The organism is Mucilaginibacter sp. UYCu711 (assembly GCF_050433825.1).
In the GTDB taxonomy this organism is placed as follows: domain Bacteria; phylum Bacteroidota; class Bacteroidia; order Sphingobacteriales; family Sphingobacteriaceae; genus Mucilaginibacter.
The window spans coordinates 277,150-296,257 of record NZ_JBNPWM010000007.1; the positions used below are offsets into that span (position 1 = coordinate 277,150).

5 protein-coding genes, 2 tRNA genes and 3 rRNA genes are annotated in these 19,108 nt (G+C 45.6%); 4 read left to right on the forward strand and 6 right to left on the reverse strand.

Features of this window, described 5'->3' with window-relative positions; genetic code table 11:
* Positions 1–65 precede the first annotated feature (65 nt).
* On the forward strand, positions 66–3,587 hold the full coding sequence (locus ABIB50_RS16720; protein WP_429381431.1) for a carboxypeptidase regulatory-like domain-containing protein: 3,522 nt from the start codon (positions 66–68) through the stop codon (positions 3,585–3,587).
* 88 nt (positions 3,588–3,675) lie between these two features.
* On the forward strand, positions 3,676–7,233 hold the full coding sequence (locus tag ABIB50_RS16725; RefSeq protein ID WP_429381433.1) for a carboxypeptidase regulatory-like domain-containing protein: 3,558 nt from the start codon (positions 3,676–3,678) through the stop codon (positions 7,231–7,233).
* Between the two features lie 6 nt (positions 7,234–7,239).
* Here ABIB50_RS16725 and ABIB50_RS16730 read toward each other — a convergent pair whose 3' ends face one another.
* The 6 genes from ABIB50_RS16730 to ABIB50_RS16755 form a co-directional block, all read right to left on the reverse strand.
* A complete protein-coding gene (locus ABIB50_RS16730) occupies positions 7,240–9,936 on the reverse strand; it encodes a TonB-dependent receptor plug domain-containing protein (RefSeq protein ID WP_429381435.1) in 2,697 nt (898 codons plus the stop codon).
* Positions 9,937–10,301: 365 nt separating this feature from the next.
* Positions 10,302–10,413: ribosomal RNA gene (gene rrf / locus ABIB50_RS16735) — 5S ribosomal RNA — on the reverse strand.
* A gap of 258 nt (positions 10,414–10,671) precedes the next feature.
* A 23S ribosomal RNA gene (locus ABIB50_RS16740) occupies positions 10,672–13,549 on the reverse strand.
* A gap of 262 nt (positions 13,550–13,811) precedes the next feature.
* Positions 13,812–13,888 (reverse strand) — tRNA-Ala (locus ABIB50_RS16745).
* Positions 13,889–13,984: 96 nt separating this feature from the next.
* Positions 13,985–14,059 (reverse strand) — tRNA-Ile (locus tag ABIB50_RS16750).
* Between the two features lie 301 nt (positions 14,060–14,360).
* Positions 14,361–15,882 (reverse strand): 16S ribosomal RNA (locus ABIB50_RS16755).
* Together the 16S, 23S and 5S rRNA genes with 2 tRNA genes alongside form the textbook arrangement of a ribosomal RNA operon.
* A 720-nt stretch (positions 15,883–16,602) precedes the next feature.
* Here ABIB50_RS16755 and ABIB50_RS16760 point away from each other — a divergent pair.
* Positions 16,603–17,973, forward strand: coding sequence for a methyltransferase RsmF C-terminal domain-like protein (locus ABIB50_RS16760; RefSeq protein WP_429381437.1), 1,371 nt, complete (start codon positions 16,603–16,605; stop codon positions 17,971–17,973).
* 82 nt (positions 17,974–18,055) lie between these two features.
* Positions 18,056–19,105, forward strand: coding sequence for a glycoside hydrolase family 130 protein (locus tag ABIB50_RS16765; protein ID WP_429381438.1), 1,050 nt, complete (start codon positions 18,056–18,058; stop codon positions 19,103–19,105).
* Positions 19,106–19,108: the final 3 nt, after the last annotated feature.

Sequence of the window (19,108 nt, forward strand, 5' to 3'; positions counted from 1 at the left end):
TTACTTATAAGTCATTGTAACAACCTTTAGCTAAACTTATATTTGATATAACCTATTGCCTTCTAATGAAAGCCCTTTTTAAATTTCTATTCGTTATTATCCTGTCGTTTGCTTATACCGGGGCATTTGCCCAGGCGCAGTATGATGTTTCGGGAACGGTTACTAACGAAAAAGGCGAACCGCTTAAAGGGGCTACGATTTTTATTAGCGGGAGTGAAAGAATTATGTCTACCACCGATGATGGGCGGTTCAGGTTCTCGCGTGTACCGTCTGGTACTTTCAAGCTTTCGGTACAGATGATGGGTTATGATGCCCTGACGCGCAACATTATAGTAAAAGACGCGCCCCTTATTGTCTCCATGCAATTAACCACAAAATCTATTGTACTTACCGAGGTAAAAATAGGCGCAAAAAGTGCATGGGAAAGAAACCTCAAGCTATTTAAAGAAAACTTTTTAGGCCGGTCGGCCAACGCTAAGCAATGTATCATCATCAATCCAAAAGCTATCAACTTCAGCACCAAAAAAGGGCTGTTGATGGCTGACGCAGATGAGTTTTTAATTATAGAAAATAAGCGCCTGGGTTATCGTATTAATTATCAGCTTAAAGACTTCCGGTTTAATTCGGTAAATAATATAGTGTTGTACAATAACGAATGCAGTTTTGAAGAGTTAGATGGAACAGAAAAGCAAAAGGAGGAATGGGCAAAAAACCGCTTAGAAACTTACAAGGGCTCGTTCATGCATTTTTTGCGATCGGTGCATGCTAATAACACCTTAGCAAATGGCTTTATAACCAGGCAGTTTTATGGCTACCCATCGTTTAAATACGATGGTGCTATTATAGAAGACCCGAACAGAGTGATCATAAATAACCGCCAGGTAATGTATGACTCGCTGATCACAGCTGTAGATACTAATTTAATATCATTTAAGTTCAAACAATTTTATATTGCTTATGACCCCAAAAAAGCGATGCGCTTTCAAGAAAATAGTTCTAACAATACTGTTATAATCCCAACCGACAAGAAGGGATCAATGTTAAAGCTGGCATTGCAGGAAGCTATAATAGATAAAAAGGGCAGCTATACAGACTACCGCGATTTCTTTATCCAGGGTTATTGGGCAAGAGCCCGTGTGGGCGACCAGCTACCGGTGGAGTATAAACCACCCGTTGCTGATATCCCCCGCGGGGAGATACCAACCGACAAACTGCTAACAGTATTACGAAATTGGACGGATAGCCTCCCGCAGGAAAAAATATATCTGCATATGGATAAACCTTATTATGCCTTAGGCGATACGATCTGGTTTAAAGGATATCTCACCACCGGCAGCAGGCACCAGTTATTGCCCATTAGCGGCGCCGTTTATGTCGACCTGATAAACGAACAAAATCAGCCGGTAAAAACATTAAAGTTACCTGTAAAATCGGGCACCGTTGCGGGCAACTTAATATTGGGCGACGATATTAAAGCAGGCAGCTATCGCGTACGGGCCTATACCCAATGGATGCGAAATGCCGGCGACGATTATTTCTTTGACAAGACAATTACTATAGGAAACCCAGCTATTCTCCAAGACAAAAACAGCCTGCAAACGTCTTTACAACAAACAGATGTACAGTTTTTCCCCGAGAGTGGAAACCTCGTAAGTGGTATAACATCAAGGCTTGGCTTTAAAGCCACAGGCCCCGACGGCCTGGGGGTAACCATAAGCGGAACAATAACTGATAATGACAACAACGCGGTGGCCCTAATTAATACCTTACATGCCGGCATGGGCAATTTTTTATTGAAGCCCCTGCCCGGTAAAACCTATACCGCCCTAATTAAATTTGCCGATAGTACTACTAAAAAAATAATGCTGCCCGCCGCGTTAAATGCAGGCTATGTGCTTAGCGTTTACCAGCCCGGTAAAGACAGTGTTATGGTACGCATACATGCTTCGGATACTTTACAACACTCAACGGTCAATCTCCTTGTTCATAGCAGCGGCGAAATAATTTTCACAGCGCAGATAACAATAAATGGCGCTGTCACTTCGGTTTGGCTGGATAAGAAATTATTCCCCAGTGGTATAGCGCAGTTTACTATTTTCGGTGCCAACAACCAGCCGCTTAATGAGCGTATTGCATTTATTAAGAATGACGACCATATGCGATTAGCCATAAAAACCGAAAAGACCGTTTATAAAAGCAGGGAACAGGTGCAGTTGGTGCTAAATGCAGAAGACAACGGTGGTACGCCAATAGCCGCCAATTTTTCGGCAGCGGTGATAGACGAAAGTAAGGTGCCCGTAGATGGAAGTGCCGAAAGTACCATTTTTTCATACATCCTTTTAAGCGCGGACATTAAGGGTTATATCGAAAAGCCCAATTATTACTTTACAACAGATACTGGCGACGTAAACAAGGCGTTAGATAACCTGATGCTTACGCAGGGCTATCGCAGGTTTGAATGGCGATCATTAACCAATAAGGTGAATACCAGGCCATATTTCAATTCGGAAGGCTTTGGCATCACTATATCCGGATTTGTAAAAAGCTTAACCCATTTACCTGTAAGAGATGGCAGCGTGTTATTAGTATCAACCAATGCACGGATAAATAAAGTTACCACCACCTCTGCCAATGGTACATTTAAATTTGACAACTTAGTATTTGCCGACGGAGCCAGGTTTGCCGTGCAAGCCAGGAACGTACAAGGTAACGAGCGCGCTATTATCGAGATAGATAGCGTTCCGAAGGTTAAGGTCTCCCCAAAACAAAACCTTGCGGAGGTAAACATTATTAAAACAATCCTGAAAAAGGCCCAAGACGAGGGTACCCCGGTGCAACTATCCGGCTCGCATGTATTAAAACAGGTGGACATTAAAGCTACCAAATACAAGCCCGAGGAAACTGCCACCCAGGGAATGCTTAAACTGATGGATGAGCAATCGGCAGATAAAATACTCACTATCCCCGACCCTGAGAATTATCCAACATTAGAAATGTTTTTGAATGGCCGTATGGGTAGTATCAGCATACAAATGAACCCGACTACAGGTTATAAACAGCTGATGAGCTCACGACGAGATATTACCGTAGCGACTGAGAAGGTCGAACCACTCGGCGTGGGCGCGGTTCTAAACGGCAGGCCCCTGGGAGCTGACGAGCTTAACGATGTGTTGACGGGTTCAATTCAACCGGAAGATATCGCAAAAATATTATTGGTAACACATAATCTAGCGGCGCTTAACGCACTGGGCAGTGGAACCGGAAATAGCGGGGGTGTTTTACTTATCATTACAAAACCATATTCTGCCCGCAAACAATACAACCCTTACATAGCTAACATACAACCCAAGGGGTTTAACGCAGTGCGCCAGTTTTACTCGCCGCGTTATGACCGGCCGAATACCTCTGATCTGCCTGATTTACGTACCACCATATTTTGGGACCCATACATAAACACCGATGTTAACGGCAAAGCCACGCTCAATTTCTTTAATGCCGACGGCCCCGGCACTTACCGTGTAGTTGTAGAAGGCATAAACGCCGCCGGCGAATTAGGCAGGCAAGTTTTTACTTACAAAGTTGAATGAGCAGTATGAGGGAGCCCCCCTGCTGCGTTAACTATCCATTGCAAAAAATTATATTAAAACTTATATTTGATATACCTAATGTCTGTTTATGAGACGTGTTTTCCTCTTTGTATTGTTTGCCATTTTATCAGTTGCAGCTACCGGGGTATTTGCCCAGGCGCGGAATGATGTATCCGGAATTGTTACCGACGAAAAAGGCGAACCCGTTAAAGCCGCAACCGTCTTCATAGGCGGCAGCAACCGGGTAATGCCCACCGACGAGGATGGCCGCTTTAAGTTTACAGGCGTGTCGCAGGGTTCTTTTCAACTATCAGTAAAAATGCTTGGTTTTAACCCGCTAACGCGCAATATTATGGTACAGGGTGCGCCCATTAAGGTTAACCTGCAGCTGACAGTAAAAACCAATGTACTTAATGAGGTAAAAATAGGTAACCGGAGGGCGGTAAACATAAATTTAAGATTATTTAAAGAAGCGTTTTTGGGCACATCAGCCAATGGCAGGCAATGTGAAATCCTTAACCCCGACATTCTAACTTTCAGCACCAAAAGAGGCCTGCTTTTGGCCGAGGCTGATGATTTTTTGATCATAGAAAATAAGCGCCTGGGCTACCGGATCCATTACCTGCTTAAAGATTTTGGCTATAGCACTAAAAATGGCACTGCCCTGTACCACGGCGATTTTAGCTTTGAGGAGTTACCCGGGTCAGACGAAGACAAAAAGAAATGGGCCAAAAACCGTGCGGAGACCTACCAGGGTTCATTTATGCACTTTTTACGGTCGGCATATACCAATACAGCTTTAGAGAATGGTTTTATAACCCGCCAGATGTATGGAAACGGCACATTCAGATATAACCCTGATATCGCTGATCCTGACTTAATAGTTATAAAAGACCAACCAGTTAAATTTGATACGCTGATTACGGCTATCGACACCAGTCTTGCTACCTTAAAGTTTAAACAATTTTACGTTGTATATGACCCTAAAAAAGCAACTTCCTATTATCTAACTAAATCCGATAAAAAAAAGACTATCGTTATAGATAAAAAAGGATCGGTCGTAAAGTTATCAACCAGAGAAGCTATTATCGACCAAAAAGGCAGCTATACAGATTATCGCGATTTCTATATTACCGGTTATTGGGGCATAGCCCGCGTAGGCGACCAATTGCCGGTTGAATACCAACCACCTTTTGCGCCTGTTATTAAGCGGGATAACGCGGTAGACAACATAACCATCGCCCTGCAAAAATGGACGGACAGCATCCCGCAGGAAAAAGTATACCTGCATATGGATAAGCCGCACTATGCGCCCGGTGACACTATTTGGTTCAAGGGGTACCTTACAATCGGCAGCAAGCATGAGCTGTCTGCCCTGAGCGGCGCGGTGTATGCCGACCTGTTAGACGACCACAACCAGCTGATCAGGGGGTTAAAGTTGCCTGTGGGCGCCGGCATGGTAGCCGGAAATTTTATTTTAAATGATGACCTGCCCGAAGGCAACTATCATATCCGTGCCTATACCCGATGGATGCAAAACGCCGGCCCCGATTATTTCTTTAACAAATCATTTAACGTAGGCGACCCTGCCAAGGCAGAGCAGAAGAAGGACACCAAACCTATCCTGCAGCAAACCGATGTTCAGTTTTTTCCCGAAGGTGGCAATTTAGTTAATGGCCTAACTTCCAGGGTGGCTTTTAAGGCCATAGGTACTAACGGCCTGGGTACCGCCATTAACGGTAAAATAACGGATAGCGATAACAACGAGCTAACCTGGCTCACCACGCTGCATGCGGGTATGGGTACTTTTTTATTGAAGCCGCAATCTGGTAAAACCTATAAGGCCAATCTTAGCTTTGCTGATGGCAGCACCAAAAGCATTACCCTGCCAAAGATGTTGGATACAGGCTATGTGCTTAGTGTTTACCAGCCAGTTAAAGATAGCGTGCTGGTGCGTATCCAGGCTTCGGCAACATTACAGCAATCAAAGGTTATATTGATTGCCCAAAGCAGCGGCGAAACCATTTTTGCCTCGCCGGTGACCCTAAACAGCGCCATAACATCGCTTTGGTTGGACAGGAAATCGTTCCCGGGCGGCATAGCCCAGTTTACCCTTTTTAGTGCCGATAGCGAGCCGCTTGCCGAGCGTATCATATTTATTAAAGCCGATGACAAGATGCGGCTGGCTGTTAAAACCGAAAAGGCCGTTTATAAAAGTAAAGAACATGTACAGCTTGATCTGGGCGCGAATGATGGCGAGGGTCAGCCAACATCAGGTAATTTCTCGGTAGCGGTAATTGATGCCAGCGAGATCCCGGTAGAGGAAAGCGCCGAGAGTACCATATTTTCTAACATCCTGCTAACCTCGGACATTAAAGGATATATTGAAAGGCCAAACTACTATTTTACTACCCAAACAGATACCGTAGACACCGCGCTGGATAACCTGATGCTTACCCAGGGCTACCGCCGATTTGAATGGACTACCATAAACACAACTATAAATACCAAACCTGCTTTTGAGCCCGAAGGCTTGGGTTCGGCTATTTCGGGCAAGGTTACGGGGCTTGATCATAAACCCTCGGCCAATGCCACCGTAAAACTGCTGTCAATAAGAGCAGGCTTGTTAAAAGATACGGTTACCGACGCTGAGGGCAAATTTAAGTTCGACCGCATGTTTATTGCCGACAGCATTAAGTTTACCATACAGGCCCGCGACGCCAACAACAGTAACAAAGTGCGGATAGAAATAGACGCGGCCCCCGAAATAAATTTTGACGATAAAACCGACGCCAAAAACGCCACCGCTACCGCCACTACCGAGCAGCTAAAAACCCACCAGCAGCAAATAGAGCAGCAAGGGCAAATAGTTAAGCTTAACCAGCTGCATACCCTTAAACAGGTTGATATCCTGGCAAAGAAGAAACCTAAGCTTAAAGACAATATAACCGACCAGCAGATCTTTACAGTGCCTGAACAATCGGCAGATAAAGTAATCACCATCCCCGACCCGCAGAACTACAATACTCTTACTATGGTGCTACAGGCCCGTTTGCCAGGTATAAGTATTGAAATCGATGAACAAGGCTTTAGAAGGATGATAAGCATGCGCCCGCCTGTCGAAATATTGGCTACCAGCGATGCTACCGACAAATTTGCCGGCCGCGAAATAGGCCTGATTGTCGACGGGCGGAAGATCAGGAACACCAGCGAGGTCGACGAGCTATTGGAAGGCGGCATCCTGGTGGAGGATGTGGCCAAGATAGAGGTGGTACGCACAAACATGGCCCTTATTAACGCTTTAAAAGACCAGCGCGAAGGTTTTGTGGGCTACGTATTACTCGTCACCAAACCCTATACGGCACGCAAACGTTATTACCCCAGCATAGCCAACATTATGCCTAAAGGCTTTAACAAGGCGCGCAAGTTCTATTCGCCCCGGTACGACGCGCCTGCCGACACCTATAAACAACCCGACCTGCGCACCACCATTTACTGGAACCCCTACCTGCAAACCGATATCAACGGCAAAACCACGCTCGACTTTTATAACGGCGACGGCCCCGGCACCTACCGCGTAGTAGTAGAAGGCATCAACACCGCCGGCGAATTAGGCAGACAGGTGTATACTTATAAGGTGGAGTGATGCGGCTTATTCCACCACAAAATTCTTAACCAAGTGTGCCGGTCGGCCATCAGCGGTAATGCCTTCTATAGTAAGTTGATAAGTACCTTTATCATCTGTGGTGTAAAATTTAAACGTGGCATTTCCTGCTTTGTCGGTAACAATGTCCGGCTTCCAGAATACGGTAATACGATGATCGGGCGATGAGTTTGAGGCTACCGTATAGTTTGGTGTGTAAAACTCTCTGATGGCCTGGTAGCCGGTAATAACCACCGGCGCGTAAGCAGTCGACGATTTGGAAGGATAAGTTAGCGCTCCTTTGCCTGTTTTGGTGGTGATGATGATAACCCCATTGTTTCTGCTATACAGCGCACTGGAGGCAGCGGTACGCAGTATCTCAATACTTGCCACATCTTCAACAGGTATCCAGTTTAAAGGCTCGTCTCCGTCTGAATTCATTTCCATACCATCAAGTATTATCGTCATAGCTTTGGGCCCATTGTCGCCTCCTGTAAAATTATCAGTACGGGTAGAAAAAGGAGTATCATCTATAAATTTTATACCCATAGCACGGCCCTGCAAAAATTGTTTTAAAGTTGTTGCATATTTCATCTCGTCGGCCAGGAAAATCTCGTCGGCATTGCCGGGGCCATTACGATTTGAAGAAAAGGACGGAACTAACTTGCTTTTTGATTGAGTTGCCTTGATAGTTACCTGTTTTAACATATGGTAGCTATCCATTCGCTTTTTTACCGAGTCCGGTAAGCGCGCATAAGCAGTTTTTAAATAAGATTGATACTTTGCATCGTCGGGATACTGTATACTATTGAAAGGAGTGGCGCCGTTTAATTCAGTAGGCGGATCTATTTTAACTACCATAGTATGTTTGTCATCCCTGGCATGTACCGAAAAACGATTAATCGGGCCAAGCAATAAATTATCAAATACAAAACGTCCTTTGGCGTTGGTTACCGTATCTATATTTACAAATGTTTTGGTAGCCAACAACGATACGGGAACATTTGCGGCCGGCGAACCGTTACGCAACGTTACTGTACCGCTTATAGTAAAAGCTTTCTCGGGCTGATAATTAATGGCGGGGATGTTGCCCTGTTTAACATCATTCCAAACAATACGGCGCCAGCCCTGGCATAATATAAGATTATCCAGTTCGGCCATCCGGGCATTATCAAACGCCTCAAAATAATGGTCGGGCCGCTCCACATAGCCTTTTAATTCGGGGGTAAGCAGCAAGCCGGGCAAAATGCCGGTTTCGTTGTCTTTAAGTTGCGGTAAGCCGGCCAGGTTAACTACCGAGGCCGAAAATGTGCCGTTGCGCATGGTATCAGTTGCTTCACCAGCATTAAGGTTTACGCTTACCAGCTGGCGGCTTTTATAATTTTGGTTATCCAAACCTGCTGTAAGTGGCAAAGTTGCATGCGGGTTCAGGTTAAAGAACAGGCGTTCGCACATGGGTTGCATGTTTTCGTTAAACAACGTTACCTGTATTATCCCCGGAGGGAAATTATCAAGCGGCACTTTAGTTAACGACTCGGCACTGCTGATGGTTTTTTGCCCCGCGTAGATCACCGTGCCCTGCCTTTGCACCAGTATGGTTACTTTTTGATTTTTTACCAGCCCAGCACTAACCTTCAGCGCCAGCAATACATTAAAAGGCAGGTGCGGAAGCAGCGTTAATACAAAGCCTTCCTTTAACGCTTCGGGTAAAGCGGTAGTTTGTTTTTGTCCGTTGGCATAAGTTATCACCGCTTTATAGGTTTTGCCGGCCTGTGGGGTCATATAAAAGCTTCCCATGCCCGCATATCCCGATATAAATTCGACCAGTTTTTCGCCACTATCATCGGTTATATAGCCATTCCCGGCACCGGCTAAACCATCAGGCTGCAGTATTTTAAAAGCTACTCTGCTTTGCGATCCCGCCACCATATCACCGCCCTCAGGCATAAAGCTGATGCGGTTTTCCAGGGGTTTTACATTGATAGCCAAATATTTTTGAAAAGGCGAGCCATTTACAACCATTTTTAAATTCAGTACAGCAGTTTTCAGGTCCTGGTTTTTGCTGTTACTAAACTGGATGGAAATATCGCCATTGACATCGGTAACTGCCGAGCCGGAGGCCGCGGTTTTATCAGCAAATGCCAGCTCGTACTGCACAGGTATTTTACCAAGCTGCAACCCATTGCCGGCAATTACTTTAACGCTGGCCTTTAATAGTTTCGAAACATCGTTGTAACCGAACGTGCTTTTTATTATTGCCGGGTCTAACTGCACCCGGCCTATAGTAAATGCCTTGTTAAAAAAAGTTTCTTCGGGCAGGTTGCGCATCCAGTTGGTATAGGCCCGCAGGTGATAAGTGCCCTGCTGCAGGGTGTCGGCCAGATGGATGTCGCCTATAGCGGTACCGTTCAGTATCAGCAGTTTGATGTTGCTTACCACTTTATTAGCCGGGTCAATTAAATCGACATACAATATTTTGCTTAATGCCGACAGCTGGTTTTGCACCCCGATAGTAACGTAGCCTTTCAGCCAGATATCATCACCCGTAAGGTAATGGGGCTTATCTAAATGCAGGTAAACTTTTTCCTGTTGAATGGCTGCACCATATTGCTGCAGGTTGTTCAGAAACTCGGGGGTCTGGGCGAAGCTGGTTTTAACCAATGCTATGATAAAACATACGACAACGGCGATTTTTTTACTGGCCATAAGGGTTAAGATAAATATAAAGCAATATAATTATCCTTTCTGACATAGCCGCACCTGTGCAGCCCCAAAACCTGCGGCAGCATTAAAAAAAGTCGGCGTTACTATAAATTAAAAAAAGTGGCCTAAAGCGAAGATGACAAATATTAACTATATGAATATCGGCTAATTAACTAAAAAACGTTGCACCGGCATAAGGCCTGATGCCGGAAAGAGCCCGTTTTTACTACCGCATTAAAGCTGATACCCGGAAAATGCCTGTTTTTACTACCACCATAGCGGGATTAGCCGGTGTGAATGGAGAGCTGCTTACAAACCTATTTACACGCAAAAAAGCCTTCACTCTTTCGAATGAAGGCTTTTATAAAATTGGGCACCGACCTACTCTCCCACGTTTTACCGCAGTACCATCGGCTCTGGCGGGCTTGACTTCTCTGTTCGGAATGGGAAGAGGTAGACACCGCCGATATAGGCACCTGAAGATCTTTGAGGTGAAAGCGAAAAGCATAAAGCTTAAAGCTATTCCTCATAAATTCAGTATATGTTTTGCTTTGCTTCAGACTTTCAGCTTTACGCTTTGGTCTTTTAGCGTTAAGCCAAACAATGACATATTATTGAAAGAAGTAAGTTTAAGAGAAAACAACAATACTTAGTTGTTGAGTGAGTGGTTGATTTGGATAGCAGTTTTGCAACTACTCACTATTCAACTTATTTCACCACTCACTCTAATTACCTGCTATGAGAAAGCTTCGGGCGATTAGTATTACTCGACTATGATGTCACCACCTTTATATCTGTAACCTATCAACGTAGTAGTCTGCTACGACCCTCAATGGAAGTCTCATCTTGTGGCTAGTTTCGCACTTAGATGCTTTCAGCGCTTATCTATTCCCAACGTAGCTACTCTGCAATACAGCTGGCGCCATAACAGATTCACCAGAGGTTAGTCCAACCCGGTCCTCTCGTACTAAGGTCAGCCCCACTCAAACTTCCAACGCCCACAACAGATAGGGACCGAACTGTCTCGCGACGTTCTGAACCCAGCTCGCGTGCCACTTTAATGAGCGAACAGCTCAACCCTTGGGACCTTCTCCAGCCCCAGGATGTGACGAGCCGACATCGAGGTGCCAAACCTCCCCGTCGATATGAGCTCTTGGGGGAGATCAGCCTGTTATCCCCAGCGTACCTTTTATCCTTTGAGCGATGGCCCTTCCATGCAGAACCACCGGATCACTATATCCGTCTTTCGACCCTGCTCGGCTTGTCTGCCTCACAGTCAAGCAAGCTTATGCTATTGCACTCCGCGTACGGTTACCAAGCGTACTGAGCTTACCTTTGAAAGCCTCCGTTACCTTTTTGGAGGCGACCACCCCAGTCAAACTACCCGCCAAACAATGTCCCCCTCAATGAAGGGTTAGACACCAAATACAGAAAGGGTGGTATTTCAACGTTGACTAACCGACTCCTAGCGAAGCCGGATCACAGTCTCCCACCTATCCTACACATCCTGTATCCGATATCAATGTTAAGTTGTAGTGAAGGTGCATGGGGTCTTTCCGTCCCGTTGCGGGTAACCGGCGTCTTCACCGATACCACAATTTCACCGAGCTCATGGCTGAGACAGCGCCCAGATCGTTACACCATTCGTGCAGGTCGGAACTTACCCGACAAGGAATTTCGCTACCTTAGGACCGTTATAGTTACGGCCGCCGTTTACCGGGGCTTCGATTCAATGCTTCGGTTTAACCCTAACATCCCCTCTTAACCTTCCGGCACCGGGCAGGTGTCAGGCCATATACGTCATCTTTCGATTTTGCATAGCCATGTGTTTTTGTTAAACAGTCGCCTGGGCCTTTTCACTGCGGCTGACATTGCTGCCAGCGCCCCTTCTCCCGAAGTTACAGGGCCATTTTGCCGAGTTCCTTAGCCATGATTCACTCGAGCACCTTAGGATTCTCTCCTCGACTACCTGTGTCGGTTTACGGTACGGGGTTTTATAACCTGAAGCTTAGCAGGTTTTCTTGGAAGTCTGATTACCTGAACTATCCTCTTACCCGAAGGCTCAAGGTACTATCAGCTTTCAGCAAATCTGGCGTACTTAACTACCAAACCTATACCTACGGCCTTTAACGAACTATTCCGTCAGTTCGCGTCAGTTTCACTACTCCGTCACTGCATCGCAGTTATAAAACGTACTGGAATATTAACCAGTTATCCATCGGCTACGCCCTTCGGCTTCACCTTAGGCCCCGACTAACCCTGATCCGATTAGCGTTGATCAGGAAACCTTAGTCTTTCGGTGGGCGGGTTTCTCTCCCGCCTTATCGTTACTTATGCCTACATTTGCTTTTCTATTCCCTCCACAGTCGGTTATCCTCCTGCTTCACCGGTAATAGAATGCTCCCCTACCAGATGCATTACTGCAAATCCATAGCTTCGGTATACTGCTTAATGCCCGTTTATTATCCATGCCCGATCGCTCGACTAGTGAGCTGTTACGCACTCTTTAAATGAATGGCTGCTTCCAAGCCAACATCCTAGCTGTCTGTGCAATCGGACCTCGTTAGTTCAACTTAGCAGTAATTTGGGGACCTTAGCTGATGGTCTGGGTTCTTTCCCTCTCGGCCATGGACCTTAGCACCCATAGCCTCACTCCAGCGTATATTAATAAGCATTCGGAGTTTATCTGGATTTGGTAGGATTTGACTCCCCCGCACCCAATTAGTAGCTCTACCTCTTATTAACTCAACCGCCAGGCTGTTCCTAAAAACATTTCGGGGAGTACGAGCTATTTCCCAGTTTGATTAGCCTTTCACCCCTACCCACAGATCATCCGGAAACTTTTCAACGTTTATCGGTTCGGTCCTCCAGTACCTGTTACGGCACCTTCAACCTGTCCATGGGTAGATCACAAGGTTTCGCGTCTACCCCCTCTGACTATACGCCCTATTCAGACTCGCTTTCGCTTCGGATCCGTGTCTTAAACACTTAACCTTGCCAGAGAGGAGTAACTCGTAGGCTCATTATGCAAAAGGCACGCCGTCACGGAACAAGTCCGCTCCGACCGCTTGTAAGTACACGGTTTCAGGTTCTATTTCACTCCCCTGTTCGGGGTTCTTTTCACCTTTCCCTCACGGTACTGGTTCACTATCGGTCTCTCAGGAGTATTTAGCCTTACCAGATGGTGCTGGCAGATTCCCACAAGGCGTCTCCGACCTCGCGGTACTCAGGATACCACTATCCTATCATTACTTACTTATACGCAGCTCTCATGCTCTATGGCCAGGTTTCCCACCCTGTTCTAATTCATTTTGATATTCATGTTGTGGTCCTACAACCCCGGTTATGCCGTAACATAGCCGGTTTGGGCTCTTTCCCTTTCGCTCGCCACTACTCAGGAAATCATTATTATTTTCTCTTCCTCTGCTTACTTAGATGTTTCAGTTCAGCAGGTTCGCGCATTTATGCAACTATTCTTCAAATAGTTAGGTTTCCCCATTCAGAAATCTACGGATCAATTCATATTTGCTGATCCCCGTAGCTTATCGCAGCTTATCACGTCTTTCATCGCCTCTGAGAGCCAAGGCATCCCCCGTGTACCCTTTCTTACTTTCTTCTACTATACCGCCTTTTGCTCGGTATGTATGCTTTTTGATTCTTGTTGCGTCCGTCAGATCAAAGTACTTAGTATCAAGTATCAAGACCGAAGCCTATCCTCTCTATTTTCGTAAATATCTCTTTCAGAGCCTCAACAGTCCTCTATACTGTTGTCTTCTCTTTATTTTACTTCTTCCAATATGTCAAAGAACGTTTACCCCGGACTGTCCTAAAACAGTTCCTTTATCAATATCCATCCCTTGGTAGGGTTATGGTGGGTATGGTGGAGAATAACGGATTCGAACCGTTGACCCCCTGCGTGCAAGGCAGGTGCTCTAGCCAGCTGAGCTAATCCCCCGAAAGATTCATGTATGAATTAGTGAGTGACTGAATTAGTGAATGGTTAACAATTCAATAATTCAATAATTCTTTCCTTCAGTCATTGCCTTTATTGTAGTCCCGAGCAGATTTGAACTGCTGACCCCTACATTATCAGTGTAGTGCTCTAACCAAGCTGAGCTACAGGACTATTTGATTTAGTTCGCAGTTCTGAGTCTTGAGTGCTGAGTCTTTACGACTCCGACTTCCGACTGCTACTGCCAACCGTGTCCCTGCTCCCTTTCGGTTACAACCACTGATGGCTTCATCTTTGGGTTTACGTTTAATAGATATAATTAATGAGTTATTGAATTAATGAATTATTGATCGTGAATATCGCTATTCAACTAATCTCTAATCACCAATCTCTAATCACTAACATCTATTTTAGAAAATAATCATGTAGAAAACAGTTTTGCACTACTTTAAAAGGAGGTAAGGTATTGCTCCAGAAAGGAGGTATTCCAGCCACACCTTCCGGTACGGCTACCTTGTTACGACTTAGCCCCAGTTACCGACTTTACCCTAGGACGCTCCTTACGGTTACGCACTTCAGGCACTTCCAGCTTCCATGGCTTGACGGGCGGTGTGTACAAGGCCCGGGAACGTATTCACCGCATCATTGCTGATATGCGATTACTAGCGAATCCAACTTCACGGGGTCGAGTTGCAGACCCCGATCCGAACTGTGATCAGCTTTGTGAGATTGGCATCCTGTTGCCAGGTAGCTGCCCTCTGTACTGACCATTGTAGCACGTGTGTAGCCCCGGACGTAAGGGCCATGATGACTTGACGTCGTCCCCTCCTTCCTCTCTATTTGCATAGGCAGTCTGTTTAGAGTCCCCACCTTAACGTGCTGGCAACTAAACATAGGGGTTGCGCTCGTTGCGGGACTTAACCCAACACCTCACGGCACGAGCTGACGACAGCCATGCAGCACCTAGTTTCGTGTCCCGAAGGACTAAAGCGTCTCTGCTTTATTCACTAACTTTCAAGCCCGGGTAAGGTTCCTCGCGTATCATCGAATTAAACCACATGCTCCTCCGCTTGTGCGGGCCCCCGTCAATTCCTTTGAGTTTCACCCTTGCGGGCGTACTCCCCAGGTGGAATACTTAACGCTTTCGCTTAGACGCTGACCGTATATCGCCAACATCGAGTATTCATCGTTTAGGGCGTGGACTACCAGGGTATCTAATCCTGTTTGATCCCCACGCTTTCGTGCCTCAGTGTCAATAAAACCATAGTAAGCTGCCTTCGCAATTGGTGTTCTGTGACATATCTATGCATTTCACCGCTACTTGTCACATTCCGCCTACCTCTAGTTTATTCAAGCCCATCAGTATCAAGGGCACTGCGATAGTTAAGCTACCGTCTTTCACCCCTGACTTAACAGGCCACCTACGCACCCTTTAAACCCAATAAATCCGGATAACGCTTGGATCCTCCGTATTACCGCGGCTGCTGGCACGGAGTTAGCCGATCCTTATTCTCAGAGTACATTCAGCTCATTACACGTAATGAGGTTTATTCCCCTGCAAAAGCAGTTTACAACCCGTAGGGCCGTCTTCCTGCACGCGGCATGGCTGGTTCAGACTTCCGTCCATTGACCAATATTCCTTACTGCTGCCTCCCGTAGGAGTCTGGTCCGTGTCTCAGTACCAGTGTGGGGGGCCATCCTCTCAGATCCCCTAAACATCGTAGCCTTGGTAAGCCGTTACCTTACCAACTAGCTAATGTTCCGCATGCCCATCTTCGTCCTATAAATATTTGATTATTAAATAATGCTATTCAATAATGTTATGCGGTCTTAATCTCTCTTTCGAGAGGCTATCCCCCTGACGAAGGTAGGTTACATACGTGTTACGCACCCGTGCGCCACTCTCATGGAAAGCAAGCTCTCCAATCCCGTCCGACTTGCATGTATTAGGCCTGCCGCTAGCGTTCATCCTGAGCCAGGATCAAACTCTCCATTGTAAAATGTTATGTTTGATTGCTCTGACCCTATTATTAAAATAGAATCTGTTAATCTGTATTATATATCTTTATACAATACCCTAACCTATTCCTCTTGTTCCTGCAAACCGTATCTTCGTGTTGAGCTCCGAGTTTTGAGTCATCAGCTATTACTAACCACATCCTCTCTACTATCAAGCTGCCTACTTCAGTCCGGCCCGCTTTACTACATGATTTTCTATTTCCTAAAAGAACTTTATCGGTAACACTGTCGCAGTGAACCTGTATTTATGTTTCTCATCCTAAGATGATGACTTTTTCAATTTTGCTAACCGAAATTCGCTTTCGATTTTTTCGCCTTTCGACTACCCCGTTTTGGGATTGCAAAGGTACGAACCTTTTTCATCTTTACCAAAAATATTTTAAAATAATTTTGGAGGGTTTTTCAATATGTTTTAGAACTTTCCGCTACTTCGTTTGCGGGTTGCAAAGGTACATTTTAAATCGATATCTGCAAAGTGTTATTTCACTTTTTTAATATTTATTTTAAACCTCCTCTTTTCAAAAAACAACCGCTCTTTTTGCTTGAGCGGGTTGCAAAGGTAGAAATAATCTGCCGCCCGGCAAAGAAATTCTTCGCTTTTTTCAACAATGTTTATAACCTGCTGGAAAACAGCGATTATAAATTGCACTTACACTCAAACATTCAGTCAATTTTGGATTTCGTATATTTGAAATCACATGCAAGACCACCAGTTTCCAGCAAATTTCCTCGAATCGTTAAACAACGAACCGGGCTTTGACCGCGAAAATTTTGTTGAAGTTCATCAAAATAATTCCTCCCCAACGTCAATTCGCATCAATCCATTTAAAAAATCGGCGCAAAAAACCGGCGAACAAGTGCCCTGGTGCGCCGAGGGCCTTTATTTAGACGTACGCCCGTCGTTTACTTTCGACCCGCTTTTTCATGCCGGCAGGTATTACGTGCAGGAGGCATCGTCCATGTTCATCGCCCATATATTAAAACAAATAAAACCTTCCGACCCGGTAAAAGTGTTGGACCTATGCGCCGCGCCCGGTGGTAAAAGTACTTTGCTTAACTCGGCCATGACGCCCGACGACCTGTTGGTTGCCAACGAAATTATTAAAACCCGTGTACCCATACTGGCCGATAACCTGAGCCGCTGGGGTACCGCCAATACCATAGTAACTAATAACGACCCTAAAGATTTTAACCGCCTAACCGGTTTCTTTGATATTATATTAGTTGACGCACCCTGCTCCGGCTCGGGCATGTTCAGGAAAGACCCGGCAGCTATGGACGAATGGAGCGAGGCAAACGTTAACCTTTGCCACCAACGCCAGGAACGGATATTGGCTGATATTTATCCGGCACTGGCAGAGGACGGATACCTTATATATAGTACCTGTTCTTACTCGCACCAGGAAAACGAGGAGATCCTGGATTGGCTCTGCACCGAATTTGATTTAGAAACCGTGCGTATACCTATTAATAAAGAGTGGGGTATTGTTGAAACACAATCGCCGGCCAAACAGGCTTGGGGATATCGGTTTTATCCCGGCAAGGTTAAGGGCGAGGGTTTGTTTGCATCGGTACTTAAAAAGAAAGAAAGCAGCGGCACCTTGCTATCGTTTAAAAACAACCGTAATCAAAAAGTAGATAATACCGCCTTTGAACAGATCAAAGCTTATATTAATAAACCAGAAGACTATTATTTTTTTAAAGTGAACGACGACTGGTTAGCCATCAACAATCAGCATAAAGAAAGCCTGAACTTACTGCAACACCATTTATATATCAAAAAGTCGGGCGTGCGGATTGGGAAATTGGCCGGTCGCGATCTGATACCCGACCATGACCTGGCGTTAAGCAACATAGTTAATAAAGGTATGGTTGCCGAAATCGAGTTAGATTACGATCAAGCCATCCTTTACCTGCGCCGCGAGAATTTGGTTATGGACGAAGTTAAAAAAGGCTGGACGTTGATGAATTTTGAAGGACAAGCCATGGGATGGGCCAAGTTATTGCCTAATCGTATTAATAACTACTACCCCAAAGAGTTGAGGATACTGTCGCAAGGGCCGAGGTAGGGATTACACGATCGGCCTATATAAATTTTCTCCAAACCTTATGCTATAATATACTGTTAAAAAAACAGACACTATATATAGTATGAAAGATATCGCCCAACGTTTTCCCGAAAATCCTTTATTATCTCCTATTGATCTTAAGTGCAGCGAAGACGGCCTGCAGATCATCTGTCTGCTTAATCCGGGTGTATTTAGGTTTGAGGGTAAAACCTGGCTCATCCTGCGGGTGGCCGAGAATGCCATACAAAAAGAAGGTTCCATATTCTTCCCTATAATAAATGAGCTTGGTAAAGTCGAAATAATGGAACTGCCGTCCGAGCATCCGGAACTGATAACTACTGATCCGCGGGTTATACGCTATATGGGGCTGGATTACCTGACTACCCTATCGCACCTGCGCCTGCTTTGCAGTGATAACGGCATACATTTTTACGAGCCGGAGGGCTATGGCGCGTTATTCGGCACAGGTAAATTAGAATCATTTGGCATCGAGGATTGCAGAGTGACATTTTTGGAAGGCAAATATCACCTTACGTTTACCGCAGTATCGGCCAATGGTGTTGGTGTGGGCATGCGTACTACTACCGACTGGAAGACTTTTGAGGATCACGGCATGATCATCCCGCCGCATAATAAGGACTGCGCTATTTTTGAAGAGAAGATAAACGGACTGTACTATTGCCTGCACCGCCCAAGCAGCGTGGATATTGGTGGCAATTACATCTGGCTGGCACAATCGCCTGATGGTGTGCATTGGGGCAATCATAAATGTATTGTAAAAACCCGTAAGGATAACTGGGACTGCCAACGCGTAGGCGCCGGCGCCGCACCTATCAAAACCGACAAGGGCTGGCTGGAGATCTATCACGGTGCCAACTATGATCATCAATATTGCCTGGGCGCTTTCCTGTTAGATCTGAAAGATCCGTCAAAAGTGATTGCCCGAACAGATGCACCTATTATGATACCCACCGAACAATATGAGCTAAGCGGTTTCTTTGGCAACGTGGTATTTACCAATGGCCATATTGTTGATGGCGATACGGTGACTATATATTATGGTGCGAGTGATGAGTTTGTTTGCGGGGCGAAGTTTTCTATTAAGGAGATATTTGGGGCGTTGGGGGTGTAAACA

Excerpts from the sequence above, each read along its gene's own strand:
- ABIB50_RS16765 (WP_429381438.1), top strand. The coding sequence starts at position 18,056 with ATGAAAGATATCGCCCAACGTTTTCCCGAAAATCCTTTATTATCTCCT.
- ABIB50_RS16730 (WP_429381435.1), bottom strand. The coding sequence starts at position 9,936 with ATGGCCAGTAAAAAAATCGCCGTTGTCGTATGTTTTATCATAGCATTG.
- ABIB50_RS16725 (WP_429381433.1), top strand. The coding sequence starts at position 3,676 with ATGAGACGTGTTTTCCTCTTTGTATTGTTTGCCATTTTATCAGTTGCA.
- ABIB50_RS16720 (WP_429381431.1), top strand. The coding sequence starts at position 66 with ATGAAAGCCCTTTTTAAATTTCTATTCGTTATTATCCTGTCGTTTGCT.
- ABIB50_RS16760 (WP_429381437.1), top strand. The coding sequence starts at position 16,603 with ATGCAAGACCACCAGTTTCCAGCAAATTTCCTCGAATCGTTAAACAAC.